Origin of the sequence: Actinomycetospora sp. CA-101289 (assembly GCF_050955895.1) — a bacterium.
Classification (GTDB): domain Bacteria; phylum Actinomycetota; class Actinomycetes; order Mycobacteriales; family Pseudonocardiaceae; genus Actinomycetospora.
The window spans coordinates 3,722,878-3,743,307 of the sequence record NZ_CP192093.1 but is presented as its reverse complement, the minus strand read 5'-3'; the positions used below and the strand labels follow the sequence as shown (position 1 = coordinate 3,743,307).

The following is a 20,430-nucleotide window of genomic DNA, read 5'->3' as shown; positions in this document are numbered from 1 at the left end:
CCAGGCGCGCTGTCGAGAACGTGTCGCCGGCTCCGTCCCCGGGGGCGAGAGGCCGTGATGACGACGAGCGAGGAGTGACCATGAAGTACCTGTTCCTCAAGCACTACCGCGGTGGCCCGGCGCCGGTCGACGGGACGCCCATGGACCGGTGGACGCCGGACGAGGTCGACGCGCACATGCAGTACATGAGCGACTTCGCGAAGCGCCTGGTGGGCACCGGCGAGTTCGTCGACAGCCAGGCGCTGTCGTCCGAGGGCGCGTTCGTGCGCCACGACGGCGAGGGCCGCCCGCCGGTGACCGACGGCCCGTTCGCCGAGACCAAGGACCTCATCGCCGGCTGGATGATCGTCGACGTGGAGTCCTGGGACCGCGCGGTCGAGCTGGCCGGGGAGCTGTCCGCCGCGCCGGGTGCCGGCGGTCGGCCGCTGCACGAGTGGCTCGAGGTCCGGCCGTTCCTCACCGACGTGCCCGGGGGGACGGACTGACCGGGGTGACGCACGGGGTGGGCGGGGTGGACGAGGGGCTCCTGCGGGAGCTCGTGCCCGCGGTGATCGGCGTCCTCGTCCGGCGCGGCGCGGACTTCGCGTCGGCCGAGGACGCCGTGCAGGAGGCCCTGATCCGGGCGCTCGACACGTGGCCGGACGACCCGCCGCACGACCCGAAGGGCTGGCTGGTCGCGGCCGCGTGGCGCCGGTTCCTCGACGCCGTGCGGTCCGAGTCGTCGCGGCGCGGCCGCGAGCTGGTCGTGGACGCCGAGCCCCCGCCCGACCCGGGCCCGGCGGCCGATGACTCGCTGCGGCTCTACTTCCTGTGCGCCCACCCCGTCCTGCCGCCGGCCGCGGCCGTCGCGCTGACGCTGCGCGCGGTCGGGGGCCTGACCACGCGGCAGATCGCCGCGGCGCACCTCGTCCCCGAGGCGACGATGGCGCAGCGCATCAGCCGGGCCAAGAAGCGGATCGCGGGGGAGCCCTTCGATCGTCCCGGCCACCTCGGGACGGTCCTGCGCGTGCTGTACCTGGTGTTCAACGAGGGCTACGGCGGGGACCCGGACCAGACCGACCTGGCGGGCGAAGCCATCCGGCTCACGCGCCAGCTCGCCGCCCTCACCGACGATCCCGAGGTCGCCGGGCTGCTCGCGCTCATGCTGCTGCACCACGCGCGCCGCGCCTCCCGCACGGGCCCCGGCGGGCGCCTGGTGCCGCTCGCCGCGCAGGACCGCGCGCGCTGGGACACCCGGCTCATCGGCGAGGGCGTGACGATCCTGCAGGCCGCGTTGGCCCGCGACCGCCTGGGCGAGTACCAGGCCCAGGCCGCGATCGCCGCGCTGCACGCGGACGCCCCGAGCACCGCCGAGACCGACTGGGTGCAGATCGTGGAGTGGTACGACGAGCTGCTGCGCCTCACCGACAGCCCGGTGGTGCGGCTCAACCGGGCCGTCGCGGTCGGCGAGGCCGACGGGCCGGCCGCGGGCCTCGCGGCGCTCGCCGCCGTGGACCCCGACGTGCCCCGGTACACCGCGGTGGCGGCCCACCTGCACGAGCGCGCCGGCGACCTCGAGCGGGCGGCCGGCCTCTACGCCGAGGCGTCCCGCGCCGCCCCCAGCGTGCCCGAGCGCGACCACCTCACCCGCGAGGCCGCCCGCGTGCGGCAGCGCCTGCGGGCGTGATCAGCGCGCGAGGGCCGCGAGGTCGAGCGTCACCCGGATCGGCTCGGTGAGCGTGATCGTCGGCCCGCTCGCGACCTCGCGGTAGACGCCGTCGACGAGCTCGTGGAGGTGCCCGACGGGACCGCCCGGCCCGTGTTCGACGCGCAGGTACCGCACGATGCCGGCCTCGGCGTACAGCCGCGGCTTGAGGATCCGGTCGTACGCGGCGTTGCTCGGGCTCACGATCTCGACGACCAGCCCGACGTCGACGGCGTCGTTGATCAGGGCGTCCATGTCCGCCTCGCGGAGGACGACGACGTCCGGGATGACGGCGCGGTCCGGACCGAGTCGGATGTTGGCGTCGTTCAGGACGTCCCAGCCGCCGGTCGCGGCGCCGTCGAGCGTGGCGCCGATCCGGAGGGCCAACCGTTGGTGCCGGTTGCGCGGAGCCGAGTTCACGACCAGCGCTCCGTCGACGAGCTCGACGCGCGTGCTCTCCGGGAGCGCGAGCCAGTCCTCCTCGGACCACGGTCCGGGAGCGTCGTAGGGATGGACCTGCTCCTGTTCCGGTGCGGCCACGGCTCCTCCTCCCGGTACGCGCGGCGACCATGGTCGCACCGTGGCACCACCCCCGACAGCGGTGAGCTGCGCCGCGAACCCGGGACCCACTCGGCCGTGTGGGTGGCGTTCTCGGCCTCCATCCCCGACGATCGAACACGTGTTCGATGAGCGGGGTCCGGCACAGCGCCGCAACGACCGGTCCGGCGCGCTGCAGCGCGACGAGGTCAAGCGCGTGTGGGTCGACCTCGCGCTCGCCTACCCGCGCGCGCCGGAGCGGCCCGTGCGCCCGATGCCCGAGGGCGTCGACCTCCAGAGCCGCGTCCCCGGCGAGCTGCTGGCCTGGCGCCGGACGACCACGGGGGAGTGGGTGGGCTGGGTCTGCCTGCCCGTGCGGCGCGGCGAGGAGATCCGCTACGTCTACCAGTACGTGCTCGCCGCCGCGCTCTCCCCGCGCGAGGACGTGCCCGACCGCCGCGACCGCTCGTGAGCCGTGCCAGCATGAAGGCATGTTCTCCGTGCTCGGGCTGACCACCGTCCGCGGCTGCGCGATCGGCTGGGCGGTCAGCGCCGCGGTCCTGCTGATCGGGCTGGCCCTGGTGCTGACGGTCAGCCCCGAGGTCGGCATCGTGCTCTTCGTCCTCGGCGCCGTCGGCTCGGTGATCGTGACCCTGGCGATGCTGCGCGTGCGGTCGGACGTGCACCACCGCGCGGAGTGAGCCCGGACGCGCGACGGCCCGGCACCCGCGAGGGGCACCGGGCCGTCGAGGCGTCAGCCGCGGAGCGGGATCAGCAGTTGTAGTACATCTCGAACTCGTACGGGTGCGGCCGCAGGCGCAGGCCGGTCACGTCGTCGCGCTTGAGCTCGACCCACTTCTCGATGAGGTCCGAGGTGAACACCCCGCCCTCGAGCAGGAAGTCGTGGTCGGCCTCGAGGTTGTTGATCGCCGCGTCGAGGCTGGCCGGGACCTGCGCGATGTCGGCGGCCTCCTCGGGCGGGAGCTCGTAGAGGTCCTTGTCGATCGGCGTCGGCGGCTCGATCTTGTTCCGGATGCCGTCCAGGCCGGCCATCATCATGGCGGCGAAGGACAGGTACGGGTTGCCCGACGAGTCGGGGCAGCGGAACTCGAGGCGCTTGGCCTTCGGGTTGTCGCCGGTGATCGGGATGCGGACGCACGCCGAGCGGTTGCGGTTCGAGTAGACCAGGTTGATCGGGGCCTCGAAGCCGGGCACCAGGCGGTGGTACGAGTTCGCCGTGGCGTTGGTGAAGGCCACCAGGCTCGGGGCGTGGTGCAGGATGCCGCCGATGTAGTGGCGGCCCAGGTCCGACAGGCCCGCGTAGCCGTTGGCGTCGTAGAACAGGGGCTCGCCACCCTTGAACAGCGACTGGTGGCAGTGCATGCCCGAGCCGTTGTCGCCCGCGAGCGGCTTCGGCATGAACGTGACGCTCTTGCCGGCCTGCCAGGCGGTGTTCTTGACGATGTACTTGAACAGCTGCAGGTCGTCGGCCGCGTGCAGCAGCGTGTTGAACTTGTAGTTGATCTCGGCCTGGCCGCCGGTGCCCACCTCGTGGTGCAGCTTCTCGAGCTCGAAGCCGGCGTTGATGAGGTTGGTGCCGATCGCGCCGCGGAGGTCCGAGGTCTGGTCGGTCGGCTCGACGGGGAAGTACCCGCCCTTCATGGCGATCTTGTTGCCCTTGTTGCCGCCGACCTCGTCACGGCCGGTGTTCCAGTGGCCCTCGATCGAGTCGACCTCGTAGAACGTGCCGTTGGGCTTCGAGTCGTAGCGCACCGAGTCGAAGATGTAGAACTCGGCCTCGGGGCCGAAGAAGCAGGTGTCGGCGACGTCGACGGTCGAGAGGAACTTCTCGGCCTTGCGGGCGACGTTGCGCGGGTCTCGGCTGTACGCCTCGAGCGTCAGCGGGTCGTGCACGAAGAAGTTGACGTTGAGCGTCTTCTGCGCCCGGAACGGGTCGATCCGCGCCGTCGCCACGTCGGGCAGCAGCGTCATGTCCGACTCGTTGATGCTCTGGAAACCGGTGATCGACGAGCCGTCGAAGGCCAGCCCCGCGGTGAACACGTCCTCGTCGAACTCCGACGCGGGCACGGTGAAGTGCTGCATCTGCCCCGGCAGGTCGCAGAAGCGGACGTCGACGTACTTCACCCCCTCGTCGGAGATGTACTTGAAGACCTCGTCCTGATTGTTGAACACCCTCGGTGGCTCCTTCACGCGCTTTGCCGGGGACGGCGGGGGGTCGGGGCGGCACGGTACCCACTGATCGGGGGCTCCGACCGTGACCGGTCCAGGTGATCCCGACGCTATGGGCGCCCTGTTGCTCGGCCGTCACCGGCATGTTTCTCAGCAGTTAACGCGCGCAGCGTGGTCGGACGACTGCGTTGTGCCCAACCTTGACCTGCGGCCGCCGTAGCCTGTCACGGTGACGTGGTTTCGTGAATGGCTGGAGGGCGGGGGAGACGCGGACCGCACCGCGCAGGACGCCGAGCGACCCGCCCGGCAGGCCCCCCGACCGGAGGCCCGCACCGACGCCCCGGCCGACGAGGGCTACCCCGGCGACCGGCTGGGCCTGCCCGAGTCCGGGCCCGGGTCGGTGGCGACGCTCCCGCGCCGTGCCGGGCAGTTCGTGCTCGACGCGCTGCTCGCGGGCCTGCTCGCCCTGCTGTTCACGTTCCCCGCGCCGCCGCAGAACTGGAGCCTGGTCACCTGGGCGGTGATCATGGTGGTGCCGGTGGCCGTCATCGGCGCGACGCCCGCGATGGTGCTGCTGGGCCTGCGCGTGGTGCGCCTGGACCGGCCGGATTCGCCGGGCGTCGGGCTGCTGTGGACGCTCGTCCGCACGGCCTCGGTGTTCTTCCTGCTGCCCGCGGTGATCCTCGACCGCGACTCGCGCGGTGTGCAGGACCGGGCGAGCCGCACCGTGGTCGTCACCACCCGGTAGGAGCGCGTCCTACCGCCGGCGGGCGGTGCGCTGCATGCCCTTCATCTGCTGCGCGCCGCGCGGCATCGGGCCCTTGGGCACAGCGGGCCCGCCGCGGTTGGCCAGGGCGGCGAGGCGCTTCTCGACGGTCTCCATCTGGGCCTTGTCGATGTTGCGCGGCAGCTTGGTCATGTAGCGCTGGAGCCCGGAGAGCGGCACCTGGCCCTCGTCGTCGCCCACGATGACGTCGTAGATCGGCACCTGCCCGACGATGCGTGCGACGCGCTTCTTCTCCTGCGCGACGAGGTTCTTGGTGCGGTGCGGGGCGCCCTCGGCCACCAGGACCACGCCCGGCCGGCCGATGACGCGGTGCACGGCGTCGAGCTGCGTGGTGCCGGCGACGGCCTGGGTGACGCGCCACTGGCCGCGCATGTTGTCGAGCGCCCAGCCGGCGGCCCCGGGCTGGCCCTTGGCCTTGCCGTAGACGTTGCGCTGGACGCGTCGCCCGAAGATGATCACAGCCAGCAGGACGCCGAGCAGGATGCCGGTGGGCAGGAGGAACCACTCCTGGCCGATGAGCAGCCCGACGAGGAACAGCACCAGGGCGGTGCCGACCACCGTGCCGATCATGATCGGCAGCAGCGCCTTGTCCTCGCGGCGCTGCATCTGGAACGCCTGCCAGATCTGGCTGAACCGCTCACGGCGGGCGGCCTTCGCCGCCTGCTTGGCGGCCTTCTTCTCTTCCTTGCTCGCCGCGCCGGAGCCCTGCTTCGCCATGGGCCCCATTCTGCCCTACGGGCACCTCACGGGGTTCAGGCGCGGGAGCGCGCGAGCACCTCGCCGACCTCCTGGCGTGCCGGGCCCTCGGCGGCCAGCTCGGCCATGCCGGCGGGCAGCTCCTCGCCGCGGGCGAGCACGGCCTGGGCGTAGAGCCGCCCGGCCCGGTACGACGAGCGCACCAGCGGCCCGGCCATGACGCCCGGGAAGCCCATGGCCAGCGCCGCGTCGCGGTGGGTGACGAACTCCTCGGGCTTGACCCAGCGCTCCACCGGGTGGTGGCGCAGGCTCGGGCGCAGGTACTGGGTGAGCGTCAGCAGCTCGCACCCCGCGTCGACCAGGTCCTGCATCGCCGCGGTGACCTCGTCGGGCGTCTCGCCCATGCCGAGGATGAGGTTGGACTTGGTGACCAGCCCGGCGGCCCGCGCCTGGCGGATGACGTCGAGCGAGCGCTCGTAGCGGAAGCCCGGCCGGATGCGGCGGAAGATGCGCGGCACGGTCTCGAGGTTGTGCGCGAGCACCTCGGGCGCGGCGTCGAACACCGGGCCCAGCTGGTCCTCGCGGCCGTCGAAGTCGGGGATCAGCAGCTCCACGCCCGTGCCGGGGTTGAGCTCGTGCACCTGGCGGACCGTCTCGGCGTAGAGCCAGGACCCGCCGTCGTCGAGGTCGTCGCGGGCGACGCCGGTGATCGTCGAGTACCGCAGGCCCATCTGCCGGACCGACTCCGCGACCTTGCGCGGCTCCGTGCGGTCCAGGGGCGAGGGCTTGCCGGTGTCGATCTGGCAGAAGTCGCACCGCCGGGTGCACTGCTCGCCGCCGATGAGGAAGGTGGCCTCGCGGTCCTCCCAGCACTCGAAGATGTTCGGGCAGCCGGCCTCCTCGCACACGGTGGCCAGACCGGAGCCCTTCACCAGGCCCTTGAGCTCGGTGAAGTTCGGCCCGGTGGCCACGCGCGTGCGGATCCACTCCGGCTTGCGCTCGATGGGCGTCTGGGAGTTGCGGACCTCGAGCCGCAACATCTTCCGTCCTTCAGGAGCCACCGTCACGCCGTCGACCCTACGCCCGGGCGGCGTGTCGCTCCGGGGTGTCGTGGCGCATCCGTCCCCACCGGCGAGGTTGGGACCGTGATCAGCGGACTACCCTGATCGTGTGGACCTCCGGATCTTCACCGAGCCCCAACAGGGCGCCGCGTACGAAGATCTGCTCCGCGTGGCACGTGCCGCGGAGGACGCGGGGTACGACGCCTTCTTCCGTTCCGACCACTACCTGGCCATGGGCGACGCGAACGGCCTGCCCGGCCCGACCGACGCCTGGGTGACCCTGGGCGCCCTCGCCCGCGAGACCTCGACCATCCGCCTCGGCACGTTGATGACCGCCGCGACGTTCCGGCTGCCCGGTCCGCTCGGGGTGATGGTGGCCCAGGTCGACCAGATGTCGGGCGGGCGCGTCGAGCTCGGCCTCGGCACCGGGTGGTACGAGGAGGAGCACCTGGCCTACGGGATCCCCTTCCCGCCGATCGGGAAGCGCTTCTCGATGCTCGCCGAGCAGCTGGAGATCCTCACCGGCTCGTGGCGGCGGCCGGTGGGCATGCCGTTCACCCACCACGGCGAGCACTACGACTTCTCCGACAGCCCGGGGCTCCCCAAGCCGCTGCAGACCCCGTACCCGCCGATCATCGTCGGCGGCAACGGGCGGACGCGCACGCCGGCGCTCGCGGCCGAGTACGCCACCGAGTTCAACATGCCCTTCGCCCACCTCGACGCCCTCGTGGCCGGGCAGGCCCGCGTCGAGGAGGCGTGTCGCGAGCGGGGGCGCGACCCGCGGACGCTGGGGCGCTCGACCGCGCAGGTGCTCTGCGCGGGACGCGACGACGCCGAGGTGGCCCGCCGCGCCGACGCGATCGGCCGCCGGCCCGAGGAGCTGCGCGCCAACGGCATCGCGGGCACGGTCGCCGAGGTCGTCGACAAGCTCGGTGTCCTCGGCGAGCGGGCGGGGCTCCAGCGCACCTACCTGCAGGTGCTCGACCTCGCCGACCTCGACCAGCTCGAGCTGGTGGCCGCCGAGGTGATCCCGCAGGTCGCCGCGGTCTGAGGGCCCTCAGGACTGCGCGGCTTCGAGGAAGCGCTCGAGCTCGCCGCGGGTGTCCGGGCCGCAGGGCTGGATGACGATCTCGGTGACGCCGCGCTCCGCGAGCTCGGCGAGACGGTCGCGGACCTCGGTGCGGGAGCCGCTGATCGTCGCCTCGCGCAGCATCGCGTGGCCGCCGGCGTCCCACGCGGCCGTGTCGGCGTCGTTGAGGTGCACGCAGTGCCCGGTGTGGACCGCGAGGTGACGCCGGTCCGCGGGCGCCTTCTCGACGACCTCCAGCCACTCCGGGCCGCCGACGAGGGCGCGCACGGCGTCGGGGCCGCCGAACTCGTAGGCGCCGTGGTACGCCAGCGCCCAACCGGGCCCGGCCGCGGTCTTGGCGTGCTCGGAGTCCTGGGGCTCGTCGTCGTCGAGCACGGTGCCCCACGCCAGGTAGGGCACCCAGGAGTACGCGGTCATGAACTCCGGCTGGGCCAGGGTGACGAACAGGCCGTCGCCCAGCTCCCGCGCCACCGCGTCGCCCTTCGGCCCGAGGGCGCCCACGAGCACGGGGACGTCGACGGGACGGGCGGGGGAGTGGCCGTCGGGGTGCAGCATCTGCATCCGCACGCCCTCCCACTCGACGACCTCGCCGCGCAGCAGGGCACGGTAGGCGCGGATGTAGGCGTCCATGAACGCCCAGGTGATGGCGCCGTAGCCCATCGCCCGCCGCCCGGTGAAGCCGGTGCCGAACGCGACGGCCACGCGGCCCGGTGCCAGGGCGGCCAGCGTGGCGGTGGCGGCGGCGTTCGCCATCGGGTGGCGCAGGCTGGGTACGAGGACGCCCGGGCCGAGCCCGATCCGCTCGGTGCGCTCGGCGGCCAGGGCCAGCGTCATCCACACGTCGGGGCTCTGCTGCGGGGTGTCGTACACCCAGGCCCGGGCGTAGCCGAGCTCCTCGGCCAGCGCGATGTCGTCCGGTGAGCTCAGGGCGGTGGGGAAGGCGACGGACACGTCCATGGGGTGCTCCTCCGCGCGGTGGGGGTCGGGTCGGATCAGGGCAGGCCGGCGTGCGGCACGTCGACCCGCACCGCGAGCAGCTGGGCCTCGCGGACCGGCCGTCGCTCGTGCTCGGGGAACGACGGCGCCGCGCAGAGGAACAGGGTGCGGCCGTCGGCGCCGCCGAGCATGCACGCGAACACCCCGGTGCCGGCGGCGATCTCCTCCGCGACCTCGCCGCCCTCCCGGACCCGCAGCACCCGGTGGTGCAGGGCGTCGGCGACCCAGATCGCCCCCTCCGCGTCGGCGCAGATGCCGTCGGGCGCCACCTCGAGCTGCCCCACGGCCTCGCCGACGTCGGTGGTGCGCGGCGGCTCGCCGAAGGCCGCCCAGGTGCGCCGGCGGTCGAGCCCGCCGTCGTCGGTGATGTCGAAGGCGGTGAGCCGGCCGGCGAACGTCTCGGCGACGACCAGGACGCCGCCCGGCAGGATCACCATGCCGTTGGGGAAACCGAGGTCGGTCGCCACCGTGGTCACCGTGCCGTCCGGGTCGACCCGGGTGAGCGTGGTGTCGCGCAGCGGCTCGCCGCCCATGAGGTCGAAGCCGAAGTTGCCGACGTAGGCCCGGCCGTGCTCGTCGACGACCATGTCGTTGAGCACCCCCGTGACGGCCCCGGAGAGGTCGGCGTGCTCGGCCAGCTCGCCGGAGTCGTCGCGCACCAGCAGGCGGTGGTCGCGCATCGACACGATGAGCGCGCGGCCGTCGGGCAGGAAGCCCAGGCCCGAGGGCTGCGCGGGCACCTCGGCGACCACCGCGACGTCGCCCTCGGTGTCGGTGGAGACGACCTTCTCGGTGTAGAAGTCCGACACCCACAGGCGGCCGTCGTGCCACCGGGGGCACTCGAGGTACGACCAGCCGTCGAGGATGACGGTGAGCTCCCGTTCCTGCGCCATGGCCGCTCCTTGCCCACGATGGTGACTGAGCGCATAGTTACCTCGCTCGGACGTGATGTCAAGCACAGTGGTCGAGGAGGAGGACGTCGTGGTCGCCGAGGGCCTCTGGGACGCGCGGACCACGCCGGCGGCCCGCGCGCTGCTGGACTCGGCGGTGCGCTGCTTCGCTGACCGGGGGTTCCACGCGACGACGACCCGCGACATCACCGCCGCAGTCGGCCTCAGCCCCGGCGCGCTCTACGTGCACTTCGCCTCGAAGGAGCAGGTGCTGTTCGAGATCGCGCGGACGGGGCACCAGCGCGCCCTCGAGGCCTTGGCGGCCGCACCCGCCGACGGCGACCGCCGCGAGGACGTGCGCCGCCTGGTGGCCGCTCTGGTCACGTGGCACGCCCGGCACCACACGGTGGCCCGGGTCTGCCAGCACGAGCTCGGCGCGCTCGGCCCCGAGCACCGCGAGGTGGTCCTCGACCTCCGGCGACGCTTCACCGCCACCCTGCGGGAGGCGGTCGAGCGCGGGACGCGCGACGGGGTGCTCGACGTCCCGGACATCGACCGCACCCTGCGCGCGATCCTGTCGCTGGGCATCGACCTGGTGCGCTGGTACCGCCTCGACGGCGCGGACTCCCCGGAGCTCCTCGGTGAGGCCTACGCCGACCTGGCGATGCGGATGATCGACGTCCGCCCGCGCTGAGCGTCAGCGGGCGGCGCCGACCCGCACGGTGAGGCCGCCGACGGTGACGTCCTGCGCCTGCCCCGCCTGCTCCGGGTCCGGCAGCGCGCGGTCGGTGACGGGCAGCCGGCCGTCGAGGGCGTCGAGCACCGCGGCGCGCACGGCCGGGCGCACGTCGTCGACGGTGACCCGACGGCCCAGCTCGGCGGTGAGGCTCGTGACGCCGGCGTCGCGGATGCCGCACGGGACGATCGCCCCGAACGCCGCGAGGTCCGGGTCGGCGTTGAGCGCGAACCCGTGCAGCGTCACCCCGCGGGCCACGCGCACGCCGATCGCGGCGATCTTGCGCGCCGGCCCGCGGTCGTCGGCGGGCAGCCAGACCCCGCTGCGCCCGGCGATGCGCCCGACCGCCAGCCCGTGGTCGTCGCAGACGGCGATCAGCGCCTGCTCGAGGCGGCGGACGTGGTCGACGACGTCGAACGGCGCGGCGAGCCCGGTGATGGGGTAGCCGACGAGCTGGCCGGGGCCGTGCCACGTGATCTTGCCGCCGCGGTCGACGTCGATCACCGGGGTGCCGTCGGCCGGCCGCTCCTCGGGCAGCGTGCGGCGCCCGGCCGTGTAGACCGAGGGGTGCTCGAGCAGCATCAGCACGTCGGGCCCGGTGCCCGCGGCCCGCGCGGCGGCGTGCTCGCGCTGGCGGTCCCAGGCCTGCTGGTAGTCGACGGTGCCGAGCTCGTGCACCTCGACGGGCTCGGCGGCGGCGCGGCTGGAGCGGCTCACGGGGTCGACGCTACCCCCGGGAGAGGGCCGCGAGGGCGGCCTGCGCCGTCCGTCGCCCGCTGACGAGGGCGCCCTGCACCGAGGGGGTGTCGCGGTGGTCGCCGGCCACGAACAGACCGTCGCCGAGCTCGACGGGGTGCTGCAGCCCCGCCGGGGTGGGCGGGACGGCGGCGGGCAGGGCGCGGGGCACGCGGACCGTCGCGAGCTCCTCCCAGGCGCCGGCCGGGGCGCCGTAGATCCGCGCGAGCTCGCGGCGCAGGTCGCGGTCGGGCAGCGGCTCGGGGCCGAGCACCGTGCTCTGGACGAGGTGGCGGTGGTCGGGGGAGTAGGACGGCGCGGCGTTGGTGAGCACCAGGGTGTTGACCACCGGGCCGCCCGCGCCGTCGAGGTGCAGCAGCGCCTGACGGGTCGGCGGCTCCTCGACGACGTGGTAGTGCGTGGTCAGGGCGAAGGTGCGGGGTGGGGGGACCCGGCCGTCGAGCAGCTCCGACGCCGCGGTGCCCTCGGTCGCGACGATCACCGCGCCGGCGCGCACCGGGCCGCGGTCGGTCTCGACCACCCCGGGCGCCACCCGCCGCACGGGCGTGTCGAGGTAGACCGTCCCGGCGGGCAACCGGGCCGCGAGCTGCGTCGGCAGGGCGCCGATCCCGCGCGAGGGCAGGGTCAGGTCGCCGAGCACGAAGCTGCGCCAGAACAGCGAGAACACCCGCGACGAGGTCTCGAGGTCGCGGTCGCCGAGCACCCCGTTGAGGAACGGCCGCAGGAACGCCTCGGTGGGGACGCCGGCGAGGCCCCAGCGGGCGAGCTCGTCGGCGGTGGAGCGCTCGGGCGCCCGGGCCTGGCGCGCCGGCGGCACGAGCAGCGAGCGCAGGGCCAGGCCGGCGATGCGCGCCTTGGCGACGGGCCCGAGCAGCGGGTCGAGCGCGGTGCGCGGCGCCCACGACGGCACGCGGCGGGGGTCGGCGAGGCGGTGCAGGCGCCCGTCGGCGTCGCGGACCCCGGCCCCGGGCAGGAAGGGCCGCAGGTCGAGTGCCTCGAGGTCGACCGACGCCTTCAGCGCGGGGTAGGAGGTGTTGAGGATCTGGAAGCCGCGGTCGACGAGGAAGCCGTCGACGACGTCGGTGCGCACGCGCCCGCCGACCCCGTCGCCGGCCTCGCACACGGCCACCGACCGCCCGGCGCGGGCGACGACGCGGGCCGCGCGCAGCCCCGCGAGCCCGGCGCCGACCACGACGACGTCGACGGCGTCGGGGAGGTCGGGCGGGCTCATCCGTCGAGCACCGCGTGCAGCGCCTCGCGCAGCGTCTTGTGCCGGAACGTGAAGCCCTCGTGCTCCAGCACGCCCGGCAGCACCCGCTGGCTGACCAGCACGCCCTCGTCGGCGAACTGCCCGAGCGCGGTGCGCATCGCGAACCCGGGGACCATCCACGGCGCCGGGCGCTTCATCTCCGCCGCGAGCACGCGGGTGAACTCGTCGTTGGTCACCGGGTCCGGACCGGTGGCGTTCATCGGCCCCGCGACGGTGTCGTGCTCGATCGCGAAGAGGATCGCGTCGACCTCGTCGTCGATCGAGATCCACGGCATGTACTGCGTCCCGGAGCCCAGCCGCCCGCCGAGCCCGAACTGGAACAGCGGCTTGAGCCGGCCCATCAGCCCGCCGGCCGGGGCGAGCACGAGGCCGGTGCGCACGAGGACGACCCGCGCGCCGCCCTGGTCGGCGGGCCGTGTCGCGCTCTCCCAGTCGCGGCAGAGGTCGGCGAGGAAGCCGGAGCCCTGCCGGGCGGACTCGTCGACGGCGACGGCGCCGGTGTCGCCGTACCAGCCGACCGCCGAGCCGTTGACCAGCGTCGACACCCCGTGGTCGGCGACCGCGCGGGCGAGCACATCGGTGGGGATCATGCGGCTGTCGCGCAGCTCCTGCTTGCGCGCACCCGTCCAGCGCTTGTCGCCGATGCCGGCGCCGCACAGGTTGACGACGGCGTCGGCGCCTTCGAGGGCGCCCGGCGCGAGGTGCCCGGCGGCGGGGTCCCAGCCCCGCTCGTCGGGGGCCTGCGGGGTCCGCCGCACCAGGCGGACGACCTCGTGCCCGGCCTCCCGCAGGCGCGGGACCAGGGCGGTACCGATGAGCCCCGAGGACCCGGCGATGACGACGCGCATGGGGTGATCGTCGCGCGGTGTCCGCCTCGCCGCGACCCGGGGCCCCACCAACGAACGGCGCCCTCAGTGCTTCGGAAGCAGCGAGAGCGCCGTTCGTTCGTCCAGCGTGTGCTCCGAGCGGGCTAGAGCCCCAGCTCGCCCTCGAAGGCGCCGCCCTCGAGGCGGTCCTTCATCGTGGTCAGGAAGCGGGCCGCGTCGGCGCCGTCGACGATCCGGTGGTCGTACGACAGGCACAGGTACGCCATCGAGCGCACGGCGATGACGTCGCCGCCGGAGTCGTCCTGGAGCACCACCGGCTTCTTCACCACGGCGCCGGTGCCGAGGATGCCGACCTGGGGCTGGTTGATGATCGGCGTGTCGATCAGCGCGCCCCGCGAGCCGGTGTTGGTGATCGTGAACGTGCCGCCCGAGAGCTCGTCCGGCTTGATCTTGTTCGCCCGGGTGCGCTCGGCCACGTCCGCGATCTTGCGGGCCAGGCCGGCGAGGTTGAGGTCACCGGCGTCGTGCACGACGGGCACGATCAGCCCGGCCGGCGAGTCCACGGCGATGCCGAGGTGCTCCGCGCCGTGGTAGGTGACCTCGCCCTTCTCTGTGTCGATCATCGCGTTGACCTGCGGGTGGGCCTTGAGGGCCTCGACCGTGGCCAGCGCCATGAACGGCAGGAACGAGAGCTTCACGCCCTCGCGCTGGGCGAAGTCGGCCTTGGCCCGGTCGCGCAGCCGCGCGATGCGGGTGAGGTCGGCCTCGACCACCGTCGTGAGCTGCGCGGAGACCTGCAGCGACTCGACCATGCGCTTGGCGATGGTCGCGCGCCGCCGCGAGAGCTTTTGCGTGGTGCCGCGCAGGCCGGAGGTGTCCTCGGCCGGCGCGCCCGACGAGCCGCGGGCGCCGGAGGCCGACGGCTTCTGCACCTCGCCGGCGTGCACCGCACCGCCGCCCGAGCCGCCCTGCGCCGCCGCTGCGGCCGGGGCGTCGCCCGCCGGCTCCGACGTCGCCGCCGCCGACGAGGCCGCGGACGCCGCGCTCTCCTGCTCCTCGGCCGCCTTGACCACGTCCTGCTTGCGGATGCGCCCGCCGACCCCGGTGCCGGTCAGCGACGACAGCTCGACGCCGCGCTCGGCGGCGAGCTTGCGCACCAGCGGCGTCACGTACGGCGAGCCGCCCGACGTGGACGGGGTGGTGGGCGCCGACGCGCCGTTGCCCTGGGCGGAGTCCTCGCGGGGCTGCAGGCCACCGGCGTTCGCCGGGCCCGACGGCCCGGTGGGCTGCTCGGTCTCGTGGGAGACGTAGTCGTCGGCGCCGGACGCGGCCTGCGCACCGGCGGGGGCCTCGGTGGGCTCCGGCTCGTTGGGGCGCTCGGGCTCGGGACGCGGGTCCTCCGAGGTCTGCTGGGGCGACTCGGGCGCCGACGACTCCTGCGTGCTGGGCGCCTGCGACGTGGGGGCCTCGGTCGGCCCGGACCCGCCGCCGGAGGCCTGCGACGCGTCGCCGATGACGGCCAGCGCGCCGCCGACCTCGACCGTGTCGTCCTCGCCCGCGCGCAGCTCGAGCACCGTGCCGGCGACCGGCGACGGGATCTCGGTGTCGACCTTGTCGGTGGACACCTCGAGCAGCGGCTCGTCGACCTCGACGGTGTCGCCGACCTGCTTGAGCCAGCGCGTGACCGTGCCCTCCGTGACCGACTCGCCCAGCGCCGGCATCTCGACGGTGGTGCCCCCGGAAGAGCCCCCCGACGACCCGCTCGACGCGGCGGCGGGCTGCGGCTGGGGCTCCGGCTGCGACGGCTGCGCGGGCTGCGGCTCCGGCTCGGACTGCTGCGGGGGCTCCTCGGCCGCTGGCTGCGCGGCACCGCCGCCGTCACCGCCGGACGCACCGCCGGCCTCGCCCTCGTCCCCGATCACGGCCAGCTCGCCGCCCACCTCGACGGTGTCGTCCTCCTGGGCCACGATCCGCTGCAGCACGCCCGCCTGGGGCGACGGGATCTCGGTGTCGACCTTGTCGGTCGAGACCTCGAGCAGGGGCTCGTCGACGTCGACGTGGTCGCCCTCCTGCTTGAGCCACCGGGTGATGGTGCCCTCGGTGACGCTCTCCCCGAGAGCAGGCATCTGGACGGAGTAGGCCATCGTGCTCGGACTCCCTTGCGCGGTTTCTCGGGTGGGTCAGCCGTGGGCGTGCAGGGGCTTGCCGGCGAGCGCGAGGTGCGCCTCCCCGAGGGCCTCGTTCTGCGTCGGGTGGGCGTGGATGAGGTTGGCCACCTCGTCGGGCAGCGCCTCCCAGTTGTAGATCAGCTGCGCCTCGCCGACCTGCTCGCCCATGCGCGTGCCGATCATGTGCACGCCGACGACGGGGGCGTCGGGGCCGGTGCCGCCCTTGACCAGCTTGACCGCGCCCGCGGTCTTGAGGATCTGGGACTTGCCGTTGCCGGCGAGGTCGTAGGTGAGGGTCTCGACCTCGCCGTGGACCTCCTTGGCCTGGGCCTCGGTGAGCCCCACCGACGCGACCTCGGGCTCGCAGTAGGTGACGCGCGGGATGCCCTTCTCGTCGATCACCGGCGGGTGCAGGCCGGCGATCTCCTCGGCGACGAAGATGCCCTGCTGGAAGCCGCGGTGCGCGAGCTGGAGGCCGGGGACGATGTCGCCGACGGCGTAGACGTTGCCGACGCCGGTGTGCAGGCGCTCGTTCGTCGGCACGAAGCCGCGGTCGAGCGTGATGCCGTTCTCCTCGTAGCCGAGGTCGGCGGTGTTCGGCCCGCGGCCGACGGCGACGAGCAGCAGGTCGGCCTCGATCTGCTCGCCGTTCTCCAGCGAGATCGTCACCGCGTCGGCGGTCTGCGAGACACCGGTGAACTTGGTGCCGGTCTTGAACGTGATGCCGCGCTTGCGGAACTGGCGCTCGAGCTGCTTGGAGAGGAACTCGTCCTCGTTGGGCACGAGGTGGGGCAGCGCCTCGACGATCGTGACCTCGCTGCCGAAGCTCTTCCAGACGCTGGCGAACTCGACGCCGATGACGCCGCCGCCGAGCACGACCACGCGGTTCGGCACGTAGTCGAGGTTGATGGCCTCGGTGGAGGTGAGCACGCGGCCGCCGAGCTCGAGCCCCGGCAGCGTCTTGGAGTACGAGCCGGAGGCCAGCACGACGTGGCGGCCCTGGTAGCGCTGGCCGTCGACCTCGACGGTGTCCTGCGCCACGAGCTTGCCCGCGCCCTCGATCAGCGTGACCTTGCGCGCCTTCACCAGGCCCTGCAGGCCCTTGTAGAGGCGGGAGACGACGGTGTCCTTGTAGGAGTTGACGCCGCTCATGTCGATGCCCGACAGCGAGCTCTTCACGCCGAACTGCTCGCCCTCGCGCGCCGAGTCCGCGACCTCGGCGGCGTGCAGGAGCGCCTTGGTGGGGATGCAGCCGCGGTGCAGGCAGGTGCCGCCGACCTTGTCCTTCTCCACCAGCGCGACCGACAGGCCGAGCTCGGCGGCGCGGAACGCGCAGGCGTACCCGCCCGAGCCCGCCCCGAGGATGATGACGTCGTACGTGTCGCTCACTGCAGATTCTCCCGCGTCGGCGTGTGGCGTGCGGATGTCCGAACCCATCCTTCCACCCGTGTCACCACCTCGGGACTAGCCGTGACGAGCGACGTCGTCGAGCACCGCGGCGATCGTCCGGACGGGGACACCCGTGCCGCCCTTCGGCGTGTAGCCGTGCGGCCCGCCGGTGTTGAACGCCGGGCCGGCGATGTCCAGGTGCACCCACGGCACCCCGTCGGCGACGAACTCGCGCAGGAAGATCCCACCGACCAGCATGCCGCCGAAGCGGTGGTTGGTGACGTTGGCGAGGTCGGCGACGCGGGAGTCGAGGTCGGCGCGCAGCTCGTCGGGCAGCGGCATCGCCCAGCCGCCGTCGCCCGCGGCCACCGCGTGGGCGGCCACCCGGTCGCGGAAGGCGTCGGTGCCCATGACGCCCGGCGTGCGGGAGCCCAGGGCGACGAGCTGGGCGCCGGTGAGCGTGGAGGTCTCGAGCAGGTAGTCCGGCGAGTCCTCGCAGGCCCGGGCGATGGCGTCGCCGAGCACCAGCCGGCCCTCGGCGTCGGTGTTGAGCACCTCGACGGTCTTGCCGCCGTACATCGCGAGCACGTCGCCGGGGCGGTAGGCCGTGCCCGAGGGCATGTTCTCGGCCATCGGGACGGTGGCCACGACCTCGACGTCGAGCCCGAGGTCCGCGGCCAGGCAGGTGGCGGCGACGACGCCTGCGGCTCCCGACATGTCCGAGGTCATGTGGTCCATGTTCGCCGCCGGCTTGATCGAGATGCCGCCGGTGTCGAAGGTGATTCCCTTGCCGACGAGCGCGACCTTCGTCCGCGGGTTCGCCGGGCTGTACGACAGCCGTACGAGCCGCGGCGGCCGCGACGACCCGCCGCCGACCCCGAGGATGCCGCCGAACCCGCCCTCGGCCAGCTGGGTCTCGTCGAGGATCTCGACCGTCACCCCGACCGACTCGGCCAGGCCCTGCGCGCGCCGGGCGAAGGCGTCGGGGTAGAGGTCGTTGGGCGGGGTGTTGACGAGGTCGCGGGCGGCGGCGACCCAGCGGGCGACCGTCGCCGCGCGGGTGACGGCCGCGTCGTCGCCGTCCCCGACGAGGCCGACGCGCGTGAGCTCGGTGGGCGCGGTGTCGGGCGTCTTCTTGTACTCGGTGAAGGCGTAGTCGCCCAGCAGCGTGCCCTCGATCGCGGCCGCCAGGTCGAGCGCGGCGAGCGTGGTGACGACGTGCGCGGCCTTGCCGTGCAGCGCCCGCGCCGCGGCACCGGCCGCGCGGCGGACCTGCTCGGCGAGGTCGGGCGTCTCACCGGCGGCGGCGTCGTCGCCGGGCTCCTGGCCCAGCCCGACCGCGAGCACCAGCGGCGCCCCGATCGCCCCGCGCGTCGGCACCCGCGTCGTCTCCTCGGCCTTGCCGGAGCCGCCGAGCAGGGTGACGAGCCCGGGCAGCTCGCCGGCGAGGTCGCCGAGGACGGACGTGGGGCCGGCCACGACGGGGTCCGCGCCGTCGCTGCCGGGCCGGACGCCGACGACGAGGACGTCGGCGCCGCCGAGGGTGTCGGGCCCCGGGTCCGCGCCGAGGAGCTCGAGGTCGGGGGTGCTGCTCACGTCGCGTGTCTCCCTCTGCCGGCGGTGTCGATCACATGCTATGACCGCTCCCGCTCCACTACGGTGCCGCGGGTGTCCGTCACTAGCCCAGCTCCGCTCCGCTGCGTGTCGCCATGACCGTCACCGATGCCCGCCGCAGCCCCCTGCACGACCACCACGTCGCCCTCGGCGCCACGTTCGCGCCGTTCGGCGGGTGGGAGATGCCCGTCCAGTACTCGGGCACCGTGGCCGAGCACACCGCCACCCGCGAGGCGGTCGGGCTGTTCGACGTGAGCCACCTGGGCAAGGTCCGCATCAGCGGGGAGGGCGCGGCGGCGTTCGTCGACCGCTGCCTGACCAACGACCTGACCCGCATCGTGCCGGGCAAGGCCCAGTACACGCTGTGCTGCGCCGAGGACGGCGGGGTCGTCGACGACCTGATCCTCTACCTGGTCGGCCCCGACGAGGTGTTCGCCGTCCCCAACGCCGCGAACTCGGCGGGCGTGGGGCGGCGGCTGGCCGAGGTCGCGCCGGCCGGCATCCGCGTCGACGACGAGCACGACGCGCACGTGGTGCTCGCTGTCCAGGGCCCGGAGTCGCCGACCGTGCTGGCCGAGGTGGGCCTCCTGACCGACCCCGACCCGCTGGACTACATGGCCTTCGTCGACGCCGAGTGGGCCGGGCGCGAGGTGCGCGTCTGCCGCACGGGCTACACCGGCGAGCGGGGCTACGAGCTGATCGCCCCGTCCGACGGCGCCGGCGAGCTGTGGGACGCGCTCGCCGCGGTCGTCACCGAGCGCGGCGGCCTGCCCGCCGGGCTCGGGGCCCGCGACACGCTGCGCACCGAGGCGGGGCTGCCGCTGCACGGCCAGGACCTCGGCCCGGACATCACGCCGCTGCAGGCCCGGTGCGGCTTCGCGGTGGGCTGGCGCAAGGAGGAGTTCTGGGGCCGCGAGGCGCTGCTCGCCGAGCGCGCCGAGGGCCCGCGGCGGCGTTCCTGGGGCCTGCGGGCCACGGGCCGCGGTGTGCCGCGCGGGCACATGGGCGTCCGGCGCGGTGACGACGTCATCGGCGAGACCACGTCCGGGACGTTCTCGCCGACGCTGAAGACCGGCATCGCCCTCGCGCTGCTCGACACGGCCGCGGGCGTCGACGAGGGCGACGTGCTCGCCGTCGACGTGCGCGGCCGTGCCCTGGAGTGCGAGGTCGTGACCCCGCCGTTCGTGGCCTCGAAGGTGCGCTGACCACATGAGCTTCCCGACCGACATCCCCGAGGCCGACCCCGGCGTGTACCGCGTCCGCGCCGACGCCGAGCAGGCCGGTCCGGCGATCTTCACCGCGCCCGGTCACGTCGTCGGCGGCGGCTACGGCCTGTTCGAGACCTCTGCCCAGCCCGGCCGCTGGGGAGCGATCCCGCACTTCCACACGGGCTTCACCGAGGCGTTCTGGGTGATCTCCGGGCGCCTCGCGGTGATGAGCGGCCGGGAGTGGGGCGTGCTCGGTGAGGGCGACTTCGCGCACGTGCCGGTGAACGGGGTGCACGGGTTCCACGCGCTGGGCGACGAGCCCGCCCGCTTCCTCATCCTCTTCGTGCCCGGGGCGCCTCGGGAGCACTACTTCCGCGGGCTCGCCGAGCTGTTCGCCCGGGGCGCGAGCACCGAGGAGATCGACGCCTTCGCCCTCGAGTGCGACCAGGTCAACCTCCGCGACTGGGAGCACGACCCGATCCCCTCGTGAGCGATCCTTGGGCCTATAGGCCCCGAGATCGCTCACGGAGG

General features: G+C 74.0%; 21 protein-coding genes. 9 read left to right on the top strand and 12 right to left on the bottom strand.

Annotated elements, in window-relative coordinates:
* Positions 1–80 precede the first annotated feature (80 nt).
* Positions 81–485 carry a YciI family protein gene (locus ACQPX6_RS18625; RefSeq protein ID WP_433781863.1) on the top strand — a complete coding sequence of 135 codons (405 nt, stop codon included), beginning with the start codon at positions 81–83 and terminating at the stop codon, positions 483–485.
* 26 nt (positions 486–511) lie between these two features.
* Entirely contained in the window at positions 512–1,666 is a 1,155-nt protein-coding gene (locus ACQPX6_RS18620; RefSeq protein WP_433781861.1) for an RNA polymerase sigma factor, read from the top strand.
* On the opposite strand, the gene ACQPX6_RS18615 is transcribed toward ACQPX6_RS18620, so the two are convergent.
* Positions 1,667–2,224 (bottom strand): Uma2 family endonuclease, encoded by a 558-nt coding sequence (locus ACQPX6_RS18615; protein ID WP_433781859.1) that lies wholly within the window; start codon positions 2,222–2,224, stop codon positions 1,667–1,669. It lies immediately after the preceding gene.
* Between the two features lie 139 nt (positions 2,225–2,363).
* On the opposite strand from ACQPX6_RS18615, the gene ACQPX6_RS18610 reads away from it, so the two are divergent.
* Both ACQPX6_RS18610 and ACQPX6_RS18605 read left to right on the top strand, forming a co-directional pair.
* On the top strand, positions 2,364–2,693 hold the full coding sequence (locus ACQPX6_RS18610) for a hypothetical protein (protein WP_433781858.1): 330 nt from the start codon (positions 2,364–2,366) through the stop codon (positions 2,691–2,693).
* Positions 2,694–2,712: 19 nt separating this feature from the next.
* Positions 2,713–2,922: a hypothetical protein gene (locus ACQPX6_RS18605; protein ID WP_433781857.1), complete on the top strand. Its 210-nt coding sequence runs from the start codon at positions 2,713–2,715 to the stop codon at positions 2,920–2,922.
* Positions 2,923–2,992: 70 nt separating this feature from the next.
* Here the strand turns inward: ACQPX6_RS18605 and glnA are convergent, their stop codons facing one another.
* Positions 2,993–4,414: a type I glutamate--ammonia ligase gene (gene glnA / locus ACQPX6_RS18600; protein ID WP_433781856.1), complete on the bottom strand. Its 1,422-nt coding sequence runs from the start codon at positions 4,412–4,414 to the stop codon at positions 2,993–2,995.
* A gap of 226 nt (positions 4,415–4,640) precedes the next feature.
* On the opposite strand from glnA, the gene ACQPX6_RS18595 reads away from it, so the two are divergent.
* Positions 4,641–5,159 carry an RDD family protein gene (locus ACQPX6_RS18595; protein ID WP_433781855.1) on the top strand — a complete coding sequence of 173 codons (519 nt, stop codon included), beginning with the start codon at positions 4,641–4,643 and terminating at the stop codon, positions 5,157–5,159.
* Between the two features lie 9 nt (positions 5,160–5,168).
* Here the strand turns inward: ACQPX6_RS18595 and ACQPX6_RS18590 are convergent, their stop codons facing one another.
* Together ACQPX6_RS18590 and lipA are read right to left on the bottom strand one after the other, a co-directional pair.
* Positions 5,169–5,915, bottom strand: coding sequence for a DUF4191 domain-containing protein (locus ACQPX6_RS18590; RefSeq protein WP_433781853.1), 747 nt, complete (start codon positions 5,913–5,915; stop codon positions 5,169–5,171).
* A 35-nt stretch (positions 5,916–5,950) separates the two neighbouring features.
* The gene (gene lipA, locus ACQPX6_RS18585; RefSeq protein WP_433781852.1) at positions 5,951–6,961 is read right to left on the bottom strand and encodes a lipoyl synthase; all 1,011 of its coding nucleotides are present in this window, start codon (positions 6,959–6,961) and stop codon (positions 5,951–5,953) included.
* Between the two features lie 103 nt (positions 6,962–7,064).
* Here lipA and ACQPX6_RS18580 point away from each other — a divergent pair, with 103 nt between their 5' ends.
* Positions 7,065–8,006 carry an LLM class F420-dependent oxidoreductase gene (locus ACQPX6_RS18580; RefSeq protein WP_433781850.1) on the top strand — a complete coding sequence of 314 codons (942 nt, stop codon included), beginning with the start codon at positions 7,065–7,067 and terminating at the stop codon, positions 8,004–8,006.
* Positions 8,007–8,012: 6 nt separating this feature from the next.
* Here ACQPX6_RS18580 and ACQPX6_RS18575 read toward each other — a convergent pair whose 3' ends face one another.
* Together ACQPX6_RS18575 and ACQPX6_RS18570 are read right to left on the bottom strand one after the other, a co-directional pair.
* Positions 8,013–9,002, bottom strand: coding sequence for an LLM class flavin-dependent oxidoreductase (locus ACQPX6_RS18575; RefSeq protein WP_433781849.1), 990 nt, complete (start codon positions 9,000–9,002; stop codon positions 8,013–8,015).
* 35 nt (positions 9,003–9,037) lie between these two features.
* Positions 9,038–9,934 carry an SMP-30/gluconolactonase/LRE family protein gene (locus ACQPX6_RS18570; RefSeq protein WP_433781848.1) on the bottom strand — a complete coding sequence of 299 codons (897 nt, stop codon included), beginning with the start codon at positions 9,932–9,934 and terminating at the stop codon, positions 9,038–9,040.
* Positions 9,935–9,989: 55 nt separating this feature from the next.
* Between ACQPX6_RS18570 and ACQPX6_RS18565 the strand changes: the two genes are divergently transcribed.
* Positions 9,990–10,625: a TetR/AcrR family transcriptional regulator gene (locus tag ACQPX6_RS18565; RefSeq protein ID WP_433781846.1), complete on the top strand. Its 636-nt coding sequence runs from the start codon at positions 9,990–9,992 to the stop codon at positions 10,623–10,625.
* A 3-nt stretch (positions 10,626–10,628) separates the two neighbouring features.
* On the opposite strand, the gene lipB is transcribed toward ACQPX6_RS18565, so the two are convergent.
* The 6 genes from lipB to ACQPX6_RS18535 all read right to left on the bottom strand — a co-directional run bounded on the left by lipB (position 10,629) and on the right by ACQPX6_RS18535 (position 18,673).
* A complete protein-coding gene (gene lipB, locus ACQPX6_RS18560; RefSeq protein ID WP_433781845.1) occupies positions 10,629–11,384 on the bottom strand; it encodes a lipoyl(octanoyl) transferase LipB in 756 nt (251 codons plus the stop codon).
* A gap of 10 nt (positions 11,385–11,394) precedes the next feature.
* Entirely contained in the window at positions 11,395–12,654 is a 1,260-nt protein-coding gene (locus tag ACQPX6_RS18555; RefSeq protein ID WP_433781843.1) for an NAD(P)/FAD-dependent oxidoreductase, read from the bottom strand.
* On the bottom strand, positions 12,651–13,541 hold the full coding sequence (locus ACQPX6_RS18550; RefSeq protein ID WP_433781841.1) for a TIGR01777 family oxidoreductase: 891 nt from the start codon (positions 13,539–13,541) through the stop codon (positions 12,651–12,653). Before ACQPX6_RS18550 ends, ACQPX6_RS18555 begins: the two co-directional genes overlap by 4 nt.
* Positions 13,542–13,663: 122 nt before the next feature.
* Positions 13,664–15,664, bottom strand: a complete 2,001-nt coding sequence (gene sucB / locus ACQPX6_RS18545; protein WP_433781839.1) for a 2-oxoglutarate dehydrogenase, E2 component, dihydrolipoamide succinyltransferase — start codon at positions 15,662–15,664, stop codon at positions 13,664–13,666.
* A gap of 36 nt (positions 15,665–15,700) precedes the next feature.
* Positions 15,701–17,077, bottom strand: a complete 1,377-nt coding sequence (gene lpdA, locus ACQPX6_RS18540; protein WP_433781836.1) for a dihydrolipoyl dehydrogenase — start codon at positions 17,075–17,077, stop codon at positions 15,701–15,703.
* Positions 17,078–17,152: 75 nt separating this feature from the next.
* Positions 17,153–18,673 carry a leucyl aminopeptidase gene (locus tag ACQPX6_RS18535; protein WP_433781834.1) on the bottom strand — a complete coding sequence of 507 codons (1,521 nt, stop codon included), beginning with the start codon at positions 18,671–18,673 and terminating at the stop codon, positions 17,153–17,155.
* A gap of 113 nt (positions 18,674–18,786) precedes the next feature.
* On the opposite strand from ACQPX6_RS18535, the gene gcvT reads away from it, so the two are divergent.
* Both gcvT and ACQPX6_RS18525 read left to right on the top strand, forming a co-directional pair.
* Positions 18,787–19,896, top strand: coding sequence for a glycine cleavage system aminomethyltransferase GcvT (gene gcvT, locus ACQPX6_RS18530; protein ID WP_433781832.1), 1,110 nt, complete (start codon positions 18,787–18,789; stop codon positions 19,894–19,896).
* A gap of 4 nt (positions 19,897–19,900) precedes the next feature.
* Complete coding sequence (locus ACQPX6_RS18525) at positions 19,901–20,389, top strand: cupin domain-containing protein (RefSeq protein WP_433781830.1); 489 nt, start codon at positions 19,901–19,903, stop codon at positions 20,387–20,389.
* The last annotated feature ends 41 nt before the right edge of the window (positions 20,390–20,430 follow it).